At 61.8% G+C, this 12,956-nt stretch carries 10 protein-coding genes; 4 read left to right on the forward strand and 6 right to left on the reverse strand.

Annotated features, from left to right (window positions below; translation table 11 throughout):
• Positions 1-53: 53 nt before the first annotated feature.
• Positions 54-686, forward strand: a complete 633-nt coding sequence (locus WBP07_RS29890; protein ID WP_395396864.1) for a DUF4198 domain-containing protein — start codon at positions 54-56, stop codon at positions 684-686.
• A gap of 89 nt (positions 687-775) precedes the next feature.
• Here WBP07_RS29890 and WBP07_RS29895 read toward each other — a convergent pair whose 3' ends face one another.
• Both WBP07_RS29895 and WBP07_RS29900 read right to left on the reverse strand, forming a co-directional pair.
• Entirely contained in the window at positions 776-1,081 is a 306-nt protein-coding gene (locus tag WBP07_RS29895; protein WP_395398279.1) for a DUF6334 family protein, read from the reverse strand.
• 855 nt (positions 1,082-1,936) lie between these two features.
• Positions 1,937-4,147, reverse strand: a complete 2,211-nt coding sequence (locus tag WBP07_RS29900) for a TonB-dependent siderophore receptor (protein ID WP_395396865.1) — start codon at positions 4,145-4,147, stop codon at positions 1,937-1,939.
• Positions 4,148-4,445: 298 nt separating this feature from the next.
• Here WBP07_RS29900 and WBP07_RS29905 point away from each other — a divergent pair, with 298 nt between their 5' ends.
• Complete coding sequence (locus WBP07_RS29905; protein WP_395396866.1) at positions 4,446-4,859, forward strand: NUDIX domain-containing protein; 414 nt, start codon at positions 4,446-4,448, stop codon at positions 4,857-4,859.
• Positions 4,860-4,979: 120 nt separating this feature from the next.
• Here the strand turns inward: WBP07_RS29905 and pip are convergent, their stop codons facing one another.
• The 4 genes from pip to WBP07_RS29925 form a co-directional block, all read right to left on the reverse strand.
• Positions 4,980-5,936: a prolyl aminopeptidase gene (pip, locus tag WBP07_RS29910; protein WP_395396867.1), complete on the reverse strand. Its 957-nt coding sequence runs from the start codon at positions 5,934-5,936 to the stop codon at positions 4,980-4,982.
• Positions 5,937-6,018: 82 nt separating this feature from the next.
• Positions 6,019-7,164: a tetratricopeptide repeat protein gene (locus WBP07_RS29915; RefSeq protein WP_395396868.1), complete on the reverse strand. Its 1,146-nt coding sequence runs from the start codon at positions 7,162-7,164 to the stop codon at positions 6,019-6,021.
• A 107-nt stretch (positions 7,165-7,271) separates the two neighbouring features.
• Positions 7,272-9,050 (reverse strand): von Willebrand factor type A domain-containing protein, encoded by a 1,779-nt coding sequence (locus tag WBP07_RS29920; protein WP_395396869.1) that lies wholly within the window; start codon positions 9,048-9,050, stop codon positions 7,272-7,274.
• Positions 9,051-9,160: 110 nt separating this feature from the next.
• A complete protein-coding gene (locus WBP07_RS29925; protein ID WP_395396870.1) occupies positions 9,161-9,727 on the reverse strand; it encodes an RNA polymerase sigma factor in 567 nt (188 codons plus the stop codon).
• A gap of 335 nt (positions 9,728-10,062) precedes the next feature.
• Between WBP07_RS29925 and WBP07_RS29930 the strand changes: the two genes are divergently transcribed.
• Together WBP07_RS29930 and WBP07_RS29935 are read left to right on the forward strand one after the other, a co-directional pair.
• On the forward strand, positions 10,063-11,688 hold the full coding sequence (locus WBP07_RS29930; protein ID WP_395396871.1) for an alpha-N-arabinofuranosidase: 1,626 nt from the start codon (positions 10,063-10,065) through the stop codon (positions 11,686-11,688).
• A 35-nt stretch (positions 11,689-11,723) separates the two neighbouring features.
• Positions 11,724-12,851, forward strand: coding sequence for a glycoside hydrolase family 43 protein (locus WBP07_RS29935; RefSeq protein ID WP_395396872.1), 1,128 nt, complete (start codon positions 11,724-11,726; stop codon positions 12,849-12,851).
• Positions 12,852-12,956: the final 105 nt, after the last annotated feature.

Below are 12,956 nucleotides of genomic sequence, written 5' to 3' on the forward strand. Positions count from 1 at the left end.
CGCCAATCCCAGCAACCGGCGCATATGGCCGCCATCAATCCACGGAGTATACAATGACTATCAGATACCTGACGCCAATCTTCCTGGCACTCGCCGCGCCGGCTGCCCAGGCCCATGAAGTGTGGATCGAGCGCGATGGCGCGGGCCCCGCGCGCATCTATCTGGGGGAACCCGCCGAAATGCTGCCCCAAGGGGGCGATCCTGAGTTCGATCACCTGAAGGCGCCGAAGTTGCTGCCGGCCAGCAAGGCGCCGCTGGCCCGGAAAGCAGGATATCTTGAAGTCGCGGTCGCTCCCGGTGATGTGCGTGCGCACGACGACACGGTTTTCGAACCTTGGGGCCCGGCCGATAAGAAGGAAGGCGTTGCCTACTTCGCGCGAGCCGGCCGCGCGGAGCCGCGCGCTGCCATGCCGTTCGAGATCGCACCGGTGGCGGCAGGCGGCAATCGCTTTGTCCTGATCCGCGACGGCAAGCCGGTCGGCGATGCCAGCGTTACGGCGATCTCGCCCGAGAAATGGTCCAAATCGCTGAAGACCGATGCGCAAGGCATGTTCGATGTACCTGCGCGCGAAAAGGGCCGCTACATCCTTACAGCTTCGCACAAGGACGAAAATGGTGGCCAGACCAGCCTTGGCAAGGTGGCGGTGCTCCACAGCATCGCAACAACGACCTTCATTGTCGATTAGCGGGATCGCGGCAATTTAGCCAAGGACTATTGGGCGGCTCCGCTTGTGGATGCCGCCCACGGGAATCTTCGAGAACGGTGGTGGGCGCCTCACTGCGGGCGTAAAGCCCGGCGTGGTGTTAGGTGGAAGCACGCCAGTGAAAAGGTCTCGGGCAAAAAGGGGCATCGAGGCGTGAGCACATCGGGGACGACATCGCCAAACGCGACGGTGATGCTGTCTTTGTACCGATGGTAATTGATCGCGATCCAAGTCCATCTGAGGCGCTTGTTAACCGTAATATCAAACGTCGGGATTCGCTCCCATCCGTCACCGCCGGGCTGGGCTGCAAGAGCTACAATAATTTGGTCCTTGTCTGGCTCTACCGCTACCACAACAGTCGTGGTTCCGACGCAAATTCAACTGTATCCCATCGTTTATGATGGTGCGTTTAACCCGAGCACGTCGTTAACTTGTTCGCGCGCGACTTCGTCCCAATCGAACGGAAAAAACTATGCTCCGCCATGCAAAATGGTAGCGCGCTGCGCGTCCGCTTTTCACCCAATCACGGCTATTTGTTTGGTGGGTGACGCTGGAACTCCCGCCATTGCTACCAGCCCTGTTTGCGTGTGCTTCGAATCCTATCTCAAAACGGCAATCGCGAGTGGTTAGCGGACGTTACGTCCGGTACTTTGCCGAGATGCGATTACAACCCCGCTTCTCATTCATCTTGGCGCTGGTGGCATGCTTTCTAACCGCAGGAACAGTCAATGCCCATGCTGAGTGTTACGACGCGAAGGTTCTAGGAAGTATCGTGAGTCAAAGAGAGGGCAGCGTCCGTGAACGCAAGGGATACATGTATCTAACATTTCCCTACGCCCTCGAAGTTGAGGTCAATAAGGTCCTTGAGGGATCGGTAAAATCTTCCCGATTAACTGTTAGGTCTATGCAACACGCGTCGGAGCCGCGTGATGTGCGCACTTGGTGGCTTCGACGTAATTCGGCAGGTTCATATAATCGAGTTGAATACGAACGATTGAGTGAAGCTCGCCGATGTTCGATGAAGGCTCTTCCTGCTAAGCCTCTCCCCTCTGAATACCGTTGACCGCAATGGGGGGGCGAACGGCAGAAAACTTCGCTCTTTCAGCTCATCTTTGCCGATAGGGGTGTGCGATGTCCGGCTTTCGCTGCCGGAGGGTCGGTGAGTTCAAAAGAAAAACGACGCGCAACCCTGCGGTGCGCGCCGTCTTCTGTTGCTGTTGCGGCGGATCCGCTTACCAGGTGAAGCCGATCGTGCCCTGAACGGTGCGGCGGTTGCCGTACCAGCACCAGCCATAGGCGGCGTAGCAGCTGGTCAGATACTTCTTGTCGAAGATGTTCGCGGCATTCAGGCCCAGCGTCACGCGGTCGAGGCTCGGGATCGCCTTGCCCAGATCGTAGCGTACCAGTGCATCGAACACGGTGTAGCCGGGGGTGTAGATTGAATTGCCGGCATAAGTCTCGTCGACGTGACGAACCACGCCGCCGATCTTCAGGCCGTCAAGCGCGCCGGACTGTGCGGTCCAGTTGATGTTCGCGGAGACGCCGCCCTTGCCGACGACGGCCAGGCCCTTGCCCACAAGCGTTTCGTCCGTGTCCTTCACGACCTTCACGCTCTGGCGGCTGAATGCCAGGCGGAAGTCGAAACCGTAAGGCAGCGTGCCGGAAGCTTCTACTTCCACACCCTGCGAACGCACCTTGCCCGTCTGGAGCGAGTAATTTTTCAGCGGCACGGCATCGACCAGATTGCTCTGCTCGATGTGGAAGTAGGCCGCAGTCACCAGAATGTCGGTGCCGGGGATCTGGTACTTGGCACCGGCCTCGATCTGCTTGCCGGTGGTCGGCTTGGCGATGGCGAGGATGGGATTGCCATTGGCGTCGAACCCGGTGGCGACATAGCTGGCCGAAGGCTGGAACGAGGTCGAGTAGGTGACATAGGGCGAAAGGCCCAGGTCGGTCTTGTAGAGGGCAGCAACGCGGTACGTGAACTTCCCGTCGTTACGACCAATGCCATCGACGCGCGCACGCGCCCAGTCGTAACGGCCGCTGAGGAGGACCCGCAGGCCGCCCACCGAAATCTGGTCCTGCGCGTAGAGGCCCTGTTGGCGCTGCTGCGCTTTGGTCAGTGTGGGCGTGATGTAGGTGTTCGGATCGTATCCGGAATAAGTCAGCGGATCGACGTAGCCGGGCACGTGATAGGGATCGCTAGGCGTCGGCATCGTTCCGTAGACGGGGTCGTAGGGATTGATGTCGTTCGCGGTGCCGAATGCATAGAGTTCGCTGGAGTGCGCGACCTGGCGGTCCACGCCGAACAGCAGGCTGTGCTCGATGCCGCCGGTGTTCACCTTGCCGGTCAGCTGGTTGTCGTACGTGAACGTGTTCAGTTCTTCGTTGGTGGCGTAGGACGCGCGGGTATAGTCCGTGTCGCTGTTATAGCCGCCGCTGGTGTAGACGATGCCAAGCTGGCTCTTGACGTACTGATAGCGCGCCGAAGAGCGGAACTTCCAACCCGAACCGAAATCGTGGTTGAAGATGTAGGTCAGGCCAAACTGTTCGCGGCTGAAGAAGTCGTTCGGTTCGCCGCCGTAGAACGAGGTTGAAATCTTGCCCTGCGGATTGTCGTCAAGCGTGCCGTAAGCCGGGAATGCGCCGTAGTTGCCGTTGTACGGATCGTGCGAATAGGCGGCGAGCACCGTGAAATCGGTCGACGTGCCGGAACCCAGCGTGACTGCGCCCGATACCGTCTGCCGTTCGCGCTTGCCGATATCCTGTTGCGTATCGGCGCCGTTGGCGCTGCCGTAGAGGCGCCAGAGGACGCCGCTGCCGATCTTGCCGCCGATGTCGGCATCGATGCGATAAGCGTCATAGTTGCCGTAGGAGCCCGATACCGCGCCGTAGAAGGCGTTGTCGATCGGCAGCTTGCTCTGCATGTTGACAAGGCCGCCCGGGCTCGACGCACCGTAAAGCGCCGATGCCGCGCCCTTGACCACTTCGATACGATCGAGGCGGGACATGTCGACTTGCGGCGATGCATAGCCGGTAGCGCTGGCATATTGGCGCAGTCCGTCGAGATAGGTGTCGACGTCGAATCCGCGCAGCTTGAACTGGTCGTAGACTTCGGCGGACGAACCGCGCGTTTCCGGCGTGACGCCGGCCACGAAGCGCAGCGCCTGGTTCAGGTTCTGGACGCCCAGCTTGGAAATCGTCGCCGAATCGATGACGGTCAGTGACTGCGGGGTTTCGGCGATGGGCAGATCGCTCTTGGTGCCCGAGCTGGCGTCTGTCACGGCGCGCGTGCCGGTCACGACGATATCGTCACGGCCGCCCGTGGAATTGGCATCGGCCGCTTCCGCATGGGCCTGAGCCGGACCGACGAGCAGGGCCGCCAGGATTATGCCGGAAGCTGTGCTCACTAACAGGCGGCGCCGGGCGGTATTCATGGTCATTGGTAGCCTCTGATGCAAAGTGTCGTTCCTTGCCGGGGCCGCTAGCGCTAATGCGAGGCGCTCGCAAGATGGGTGTAGCGCATTCATTTGGGAGCGTGACTTTTCTGCCATGCTTTTGCTCGTCGGAGGGCGGTCCCCTTTCAAGATCGCCGTCCGCGTGTGACTGCTTCCGATACAGAACCGGACGATCATATGGACAGCCTCAAGCGGCAGGGAACCGTCCAGGCGTGTCGCGAGACGAGCCAATCCGGACACGCCGGCATTGCAGCAGTTCCAACAAACCGGCACTCACGGAGACATGGACGGCGAAATACAGAATGTCATTCGCATCGCTGCGGCGCTCATCGATGATGAGAGCGGAAGGTTGATGCTTGTTCGGAAAGCCGGCACGCCCAGCTTTATGCAGGCGGGCGGCAAGATCGAAGCCAACGAAGATCCGCAAGAGGCTCTCCGCCGGGAGCTGCTGGAGGAGATTGGGCTCGATCTATCGGACCACGAATGCCGATATCTGGGCTGCTTTTCTGCGCCAGCTGCGAACGAAACGGACCGTTTTGTCGAAGCTCAGCTATTCCATGTCAGGACAGAGCATGAGCCTTCAATTGCGTCGGAGATCGAAGAGGCGATCTGGGTGCATCCCGCCGAAGCCGTCAAGCTCATCTTGGCTCCGCTGACCCGGGACTGCGTGCTTCCCTTGGCTGCTGGTCTTCGCTAACCCGACCTTGCGGTCGAGAGTTTCCAGAACTTTGACCAGAAACGGCCAATCGTTCAGCGTTGATCGCCGCTGGACAGCTTTCCCCGATGAAGCCTCCGATGCGGCCCATGTCTGAAAATTCTAGGCGCGGGCCTTTCTCGCGTATCGATCAGTCGCCCGGATCAACTGGTCCAGAATGCCCGGTTCGGAATAGGCGTGCCCGGCGCCCTCGATCAGATGGAAGTCTGCCTCGGGCCACGCCTTGTGCAGCGCCCATGCGTAATGCGCGGGGCAGGGCATGTCGTAGCGGCCGTGGACGATCGTGCCCGGGATCGTTCGAAGCTTGTGCGCGTCGCGCAGCAGCTGGCCCGGCTCAAGCCAGCAGTCGTTGACGAAATAGTGGGTTTCCAGGCGAGCGAAGGCCAACGCGAAATGCCCGTCGTCATGCTGTTCCGACATGCCGGGATCCGGCAGCAGGGTAATCACTTCCCCTTCGTACAGGCTCCATGCGCGCGCTGCCGCGATTTGCGCTTCGATCGAACCCGTGGTCAGCCGGCGATGATACGCGTGAAGCATGTCGCCGCGCTCGCTTTCCGGGATCGGCGCGGTGAAGCGTTCGTACTTGTCCGGGAACATCTGCGACACGCCGAACTGGTAGAACCAGTCCAGTTCCGGGCGGGAGCACATGTAGATGCCGCGCAGGATCAGTTCGCTCACGCGCTCAGGATGCTTTTGCGCGTAGGCGAGGGCGAGCGTGGAACCCCAGGAACCGCCGAAAACCAGCCATTGGTCGACACCGGCTAGTTCGCGCAGCCGCTCGATATCCGCGACCAGATGCCAGGTGGTGTTGGCTTCCAGCGAGGCGTGCGGGGTGGATCTGCCGCAGCCGCGCTGGTCGAACAGCAGCACGTCGTACAGGTCGGGATCGAACAGACCGCGATGGGCAGGCGAAATGCCGCCGCCGGGGCCGCCATGCAGGAAAACCGCCGGTTTTGCGCCCGGCGTGCCGCATCGCTCGTAATAGACGCTATGGCCATCGCCCGTATCGAGCATTCCGGTCTCATAGGGTTCGACGATGGAGTAAGGTTGGCGCAGCATAGAACTCTTCTTGCCGATTTTTCCGGCGAAGGGAAGGGAGCGGCCGTCGCGGTGCGGCGGCTCCGTCGGCGAAAGTCAGTGTTCAATCATCGAGTGCTGCATAGCTGGGATCGATCTGCGCCGCGCGCTCAAATTCGGCGCGCGCGCGCCGTTCGTTGCCGCTCGCATGCAGCAAGCGTCCATAGGCGTAGTGGATGCGGGCCGAGTTGGGCGCCAGCCTTGCGGCAGTGGCGACATCGGTGAGAGCTTCGTTGGTGTCGCCTGCATCGGCGTGCGCCAAGGCACGGTTCAGCCATGCCATTGCGGATTTCGGCGAAAGAGCGATTGCCCGGTCGAACGCGGTCATCGCTATCTGCGCATCACCCTGCCATGCCTGCGTCAGTCCATCGGCGAGGTACGCGTCCGACTGACCCTTGGAGCCGGAAGCAGCTGGATTGATCTGGCTGCGGCAAGCCGCAAGGCTTTGGCGCGGATCGTGGATGGTGCAGGCATTCCAGTCTCCCGCCATGGAAAGGTAGCCCGCGCCGCTCTGTGTCCGCCGCCCCGTGACGATGATGGACCTATCTTCGGCTGCACCGGCTGAACCTGCGGCTCTTTCGGCGACGTAGCCGCTGACGGGCGCTCTTCCTCCGATTGCCGGCGCCGGCGCCGGCGCTGGCGGAGGCGGCGGTGGCGGAGGCGAAGGAGCCGGTGCAACGATCGGCGCGAAAGCGGGCGGGGCAGTGGGGGCCATGGCGAGCGGCGGCGATGGCTCCGTGCCGGACGCGCGCGGCGCTGCTGGGGCGGTGGGAGCCGCAGCATTGGGCGTCGCACTCGACGCCGTGCCGGGTGCCGCCGTCGCCTTTGATGCGTCGGTCCGAGCAACCGAAGCGCCACGAACGGGTACGTCGATGGAGGTTATGTAAGGCTTGGTCGCATGAGGAGCCAGCGCGCCGGGCACATTGCCGCTTTCCAGCGCGCGCCATGCCACTGGCACACCTATGAGCAGCACCAGCGATACCGTCATCAGGCCCGCCAGTTGCGGACCGCCGAGCAGCCAGTGCCGCGCCGGGCGCCGATCGGCCGTACCATTGCCCGAACGATTTCCTTTCGGCACCACCGCCTGCTCGTCACCGTCGAAGCGTTGCAAGGCCATGGCGATTGCCGCCTCGCGCCGCGCCGGCGCGGCGGGCGGTGGAGGCGGCAAAGCCTCCGCGATCTCGCGTTCGATGTCGTCGTCGCCTGCCATTCAACCCGTCCTCGCCGCGAGGTTCGCAGTACGTGCGCGCGGCTCGGCGTAGCCTGGACAGGCAATTGCGGGGACCGGTGCCCGGTTGAAGGTCGGTCCCCACATATTCACCGCTCCAGCGTCGCGAGCGCAGGTGCGCTCTTGGCCGTGCGGACCATCTGCACGAATTCAGCGCGATAGCCGAACGGATCGTCCCCACGCGCGCCATTGGCGATGCGGAGCACGTCGTCATAGGTCATGGTACCGCTATAGCGCCCGCCCTTCAGAAGCTCGGCAAAGCCTGCCACGCTGGTGGCGAAGCGGGCGTCGGCCGGCGCCGCATCGAAGCTGCGTGCTTCTGCCCGCTGGTCGATCGGTGCGGAGATCAGACGGCTGACATCCGACTTCGGCAGCTTGTAGCGGATCTTCACGAAGCCATATTCGCCGCTGCCGTTACCGGGGGCGACGATGGCCGCCTTGTGCCCATAACGCAGGTCCGGGATCGCGCGTGGACCGCCTGCCGGAACGATCTCGTAGAGCGCGGTTACCGTTTGCCCGGCACCGACATCGCCCGCATCTACCTTGTCGTTGTCGAAATCGTCACGGTTGAGCATTCGGGTCTCGTAGCCGATCAGGCGATATTCCGCGACCGTGGCGGGATTGAATTCGACCTGAATCTTCACATCCTTGGCAATCGGGAAAAGCGTGCCGCTTGCCTCGTCCACCAGTACCTTGCGCGCCTCTCCCAGGGTATCAATGTAGGACGCGGTTCCGTTGCCGTTCTGCGCCAGCGTCTGCATCAGCGCGTCGTTGTAATTGCCCATGCCGAAGCCCAGCACGGACAGGAAAACACCCTTGCCGCGCTCGCGCTCGATATAGCCCTTCAATTCGTTCTGGCTGGTGACGCCGACGTTGAAATCGCCGTCTGTCGCCAGGATCACGCGGTTCACGCCGGCGCTGTCGAAGCTCTGCTCCGCCAGCGCATAGGCCTGGCGCAGACCTTCGGCACCTGCTGTGCTGCCGCCCGCCTCAAGATTGTCCAGCACGGCACGGATACGCGCCTTGTCGCTGGCGGGGGTAGGGGCGAGCGCGACGCCGGCGTTCCCCGCGTACGTGACGATCGCCAGGCGGTCGCGCGCGTCCAGTTGATCGAGCAGCATGGACAGCGATTGCTTGACCAGTTGCAGCTTGTTGGGCGCCCGCATGGAACCGGACGTGTCGATCAGGAACACCAGGTTTGCCCGTGGGCGCGTCGCGCGGGGCAGGTCGTAGCCGCGAATGCCGATACGCACCAGTTTGCGCCCGGCCGTGAACGGACTGGGAAATACCGAGATCGCGCTGCCGAACGGCTGTTCCCGGTTCGGCGGCGGCGCATAGTCATAGCGGAAGTAATTGATCATCTCCTCGGTCCGCACCGCTGCCGGCTGAGGCAGGACATTGCGCATGAGCGATGAGCGCACGAAAGCGTACGAGGCCGTGTCGACATCGAGCGAGAAGGTCGAGACCGGCTCTTCACGCACGAGTTTGAACGGGTTCTCGGGCGGCGCGTCGAAACGATCGCGGCCCTGGTCCTGATACGGGGGACGCGGGAGAGCTTCGCGCGCAATCATTCCGCCTGCGATGGCTGGCGCAGCGGTCACCGTTGCGGGAAGTGGTGCTCGCGCGAAGCCTATAGACGGCGGGGGCGGCGGGGGCGCCGGAGGGGCGTAGGCGGGCGCCGCGTCGGCGCGAAGCATGATGTCACCGGCTTGTCGCTGCTCCACCCGCTGTCCGGTGACGATGATCGGCATGGCATCGATCGAAGTGTTTTGAGGCGGATGGCTCTTCTGTGCGCAGGATGCCAGAAGCAGTGTCGCCAGCCCGGTTCCGGCAAGGCCTGCGATGGTCAAACGAGTGGTTCGGGGCATGATCGTCTCCCTCAGGTCAGCGGCACCTGATTGTCCGCATGACCTTGAGACGCTCCGTCCCGGCAAATCCTTGGAAGGTATTGTCAGAAAAGTTTCGATGGGGCGGCCGTTCATCGCGCAGTGCCCCCCAAGGCCTTGCGGATCTCGTGCATGCGCCATGACACGGTCGCCTCGCTCACGCCCAGAATGGCGCCTGCCTCGGCGTGAGTCAGTTGTTGGCCGGCGACCAGCGCGGCGGTTTCGCGCAAGGCGGGCTTCATTCGCGCGATCGCACTCCTGAGCCAGATCGCGTCGTGCAGGTCGCGTCCGTCGGGCTGGCGGGAAAGGCCGGCGATCACCGCCAGTCGCTCCACCATCCCACCAAGCCGCCGCCGTTTGCGGATCAGGTCGCGGCTGGCATTGAGCACTACGCCGCAAAGCCAGGTGGTGAACTTGGCCTCTCCGCGGAAGCTTTCCAGGCGGAGGACCAGCGCGCAGCACACATCTTGCGCCACGTCATCGGCATCGCTGCGCGATCCGGTCAGGTGCCAGGCAAGTCCGTGAATGCGGTCATAGTGGCGGCGCAGCAAGGCCTCGAACGCCGTGCGATCACCCGCCTGCGCCGCGGCAACCAGTTCGCTGTCTGGTCGGTCCTCGAACTCGCCCCTGCCCACTGCCTGCGCGCACGCCCCCGTCAACGAGATTCCCAGGTCCCGCAACTCGAGTGCTTAGCAGATTGATGGGTTCTGGACAGGGGACATTCTTTAATCGCCGCATCGCTAATCCGCACTGAATACGCATTATTTGGTCCTTGGCGCGCTAACACAAGCTGAACCAGAGCCGAGCTATTCCCAATCCTCGCAGGGTCGTCTGGCCCAGCCTGTTGGCAGCGTCTTCAGTGCCCGGGGTTGGATAACGAGAGAGCCATACCGAACTTCAGTGATGGTCCTTTATGTGACCTCTTGTCCCAAAATGTGGTTGACGGGCGTAAATTCGGACATCATCACTACTCCGACAATTGAGGGGAGCTGAGATGGCGCATTCATGCGGGAGGCTGGCCAGCGGCCTCGCCTTGGTCCTGATCGCGGTAAGCGTGACGGGGCCGGCTAAGGCCGATGCCGGCATCGACGACACCCCGCTCCACTCGGATGCGACTGTTTCCGCGAGTGCTGACGGCCCAACTATTGATCCCAACATTTACGGCCAGTTCGTCGAACATCTCGGGCGAGGGGTTTACGAGGGTATCTGGGTAGGCCCGGATTCCGCCATCCCGAATGTGAGGGGCATCCGCTCCGACGTGGTTGCCGCGCTGCGCCGTATCAAGGTTCCGGTCATTCTCTGGCCTGGCGGATGCTTCGCAGATGGCTACCATTGGCGTGACGGCATTGGCTCCTCCGAGGGGAGGCCCCGCGGGCTTAATGCTGCCTGGAGCAAGTCTCCCGAAACCAATGCCTTCGGCACGCATGAATTCATGGACTTCCTGGATCAGATCGGTGCCAAGCCGTTTGTTTCGGTGAACGTAGGCAGCGGCAGCGTGCGAGAGGCCGACGACTGGCTTCGTTACATGACCGCGCCTCAAGACAGTGCGCCGGGTGAGGAGAGGGCGGCCAACGGTCGCGTTCAGCCCTGGGAAGTGCCGTTCATCGGTGTCGGCAACGAAAGCTGGGGTTGCGGTGGAAACATGACCGCGGATACTTATGCCGCGGCCTTCCGGCACTATGCGGCTTTCTTGCGGACTTATTCGGGCGAGCGTGCCAGGCTGATCGCGGTGGGCGCCGATACGGACGACTACGCGTGGACGGACCGCGTGATGGCGCTGGCGATGAACTGGCGGCCGCAGCCTACGCCGCTGGCGCTAACCAGCGATCGGCCGTTGATGTGGGGCCTGTCGCTGCACTTCTACACTTTCGCGGGCAACGATTGGCACGCAAAGGGCCGGAACGTCGATTTCGACGAGAATGGATGGACGGCCGCCCTGGCGCGTGCCGATCTGACCGACGAACTCATTCGTCGCCATTCGGAGATCATGGATAGGTACGATCCCGAAAAGCGCGTCGCGCTCGCAGTCGACGAATGGGGCGGCTGGTTCCAGAGCGAGAAGGATGCGCCTTCGCAGCTCTACTTGGAAAGTACTCTGCGCGACGCGCTGATTGCGGCAAAGAGCCTGAATATCTTCAACCGTCATGCCGACCGGGTGCGAATGGCGAACCTGGCGCAGATGGTGAACGTCATCCAGTCGCTGGTGCTGACGCGGGGCGCCGCAATGGTTGTGACGCCCACATACCATGTCTTCGATATGTACAAGCCTCATCAAGGTGCCAAGGCCTTGCCCGTCAGGGTTGAGACGCCGGACTACGTTCGTGGGAATGTTCGCTTGCCGAGCATCGACCTGTCGGCCTCCCGCGATGCGAGTGGCAAGGTGCATGTCACCATCGCCAATCTCGATCCGGCCCGGCCCAACCGGTTAAGCATACATCTGAATGGCGGCCGCTGGCGCCGTGCAACCGCGCAGACGCTCACGGCCGATCGTATCGATACCCGCATCACCTTCGACAAAGCAGACCCCTTCGTGCCGCGTCCATTGCCGGTGCGCCTGGCGGGCAGCGATGTGGAAATCGTCGTGCCTTCCAAGTCCGTGACAGTGCTCGAAGCCGAATGAAATGCCTTAAACTGCCTACCAAGCGGAGAGATAAAATGAAGGCGAAGGGTGTAGGCCTGGTTGTTGCCGGGCTTGCCGCATTCTGTGTTTCGGCCACGCCGGGCATCGCGCTGTCCGGTGAGGCGGGCTTGGAAAAGCAGCTTGAAATCGTGCCGAGCCTTGCGGGCCAGAAGGCGTTGCCGGTTCCAGCCGATCGCGCACTCACGGCCTATCTGCTGGTCTACTTTCGGGACGAGACCCACTCGCTTCATATCGCCGTTTCCCGGGATGGTTACACGTTCAGGGACGTGAATGGCGGCAAGCCGGTCCTGAAGGGGAGGGACATTGCCGAGCAAAAAGGTATCCGCGACCCTCATATCGTGCGTGGTCCCGATGGCGCTTTCTACCTCAGCATGACTGACCTTCACATCTACGCGCAGCGCGAAGGCTTGCGGGATACGGAGTGGGAGCGGCCAAAGGAGGGTTATGGCTGGGGAAACAATCGCTCCCTGATCTTCATGAAGTCGCGCGATCTCATTCACTGGACGCAGGCCATTGTGCATGTCGACCAGCTTTTTCCCGAGACCCGCAATCTGAGCGCAGCCTGGGCGCCGGAGACGATCTACGATCCGAAAGCGCGCAAGATGATGGTGTACTACACGACACGCGATGGCACCGGGACAGAACACATGGTCTATTCCTATGCTGATGATGCTTTCACGACGGTTACCCAGTCGCCGCTTCCGCTGTTCAAGTACCCGAAGGCTAACGTGGGCTCGATCGACGGCGATATCACGCGGATCGGAGACAAATTCCACTTGTTCTACGTTGCCCACGAGCGGCCGGGCCATCTTCGGCAGGCTGTCTCGAACAGGATAAACGGCGAATATGTGTTCAATCCCACGCCCGTAGATCCCGAGACGGTGGGGACCGAAGCACCTAATCTTTGGCGGCGGGCCGGAACGAAGACCTATGTGCTTATGTATGACGTATTCGGCGCCAAGCCCAATAATATGGGCTTTTCAGAGACGACGGATTTCAAGCACTTTCACAATCTGGGCCGATTTAACGACCCAGGATCTCCGATGAAGGCGACGAACTTCTCAGGGGCGAAGCACGGCGCGGTGATGCCGATTACTTCGGGTGAGGCTGATCGATTGGAGCAGTATTTTTCTAAACTTTGAAATGAGTTGCGCTTGGCCGATCGCACGGCAGCCGCCGTTGCCCGAAAAGTCACAAACAATTTCAACATGTTCTGATGCGTAGAATGACCTTTCGCGGAGAGTGCA

The organism is Novosphingobium oxfordense, assembly GCF_044029435.1.
Classification (GTDB): Bacteria; Pseudomonadota; Alphaproteobacteria; order Sphingomonadales; family Sphingomonadaceae; genus Novosphingobium.

Coding starts and splice junctions, on each gene's coding strand:
- WBP07_RS29915 (WP_395396868.1), bottom strand. CDS start 7,164: ATGGCAGGCGACGACGACATCGAACGCGAGATCGCGGAGGCTTTGCCG.
- WBP07_RS29900 (WP_395396865.1), bottom strand. CDS start 4,147: ATGACCATGAATACCGCCCGGCGCCGCCTGTTAGTGAGCACAGCTTCC.
- WBP07_RS29905 (WP_395396866.1), top strand. CDS start 4,446: ATGGACGGCGAAATACAGAATGTCATTCGCATCGCTGCGGCGCTCATC.
- WBP07_RS29890 (WP_395396864.1), top strand. CDS start 54: ATGACTATCAGATACCTGACGCCAATCTTCCTGGCACTCGCCGCGCCG.
- WBP07_RS29930 (WP_395396871.1), top strand. CDS start 10,063: ATGGCGCATTCATGCGGGAGGCTGGCCAGCGGCCTCGCCTTGGTCCTG.
- pip (WP_395396867.1), bottom strand. CDS start 5,936: ATGCTGCGCCAACCTTACTCCATCGTCGAACCCTATGAGACCGGAATG.
- WBP07_RS29920 (WP_395396869.1), bottom strand. CDS start 9,050: ATGCCCCGAACCACTCGTTTGACCATCGCAGGCCTTGCCGGAACCGGG.
- WBP07_RS29935 (WP_395396872.1), top strand. CDS start 11,724: ATGAAGGCGAAGGGTGTAGGCCTGGTTGTTGCCGGGCTTGCCGCATTC.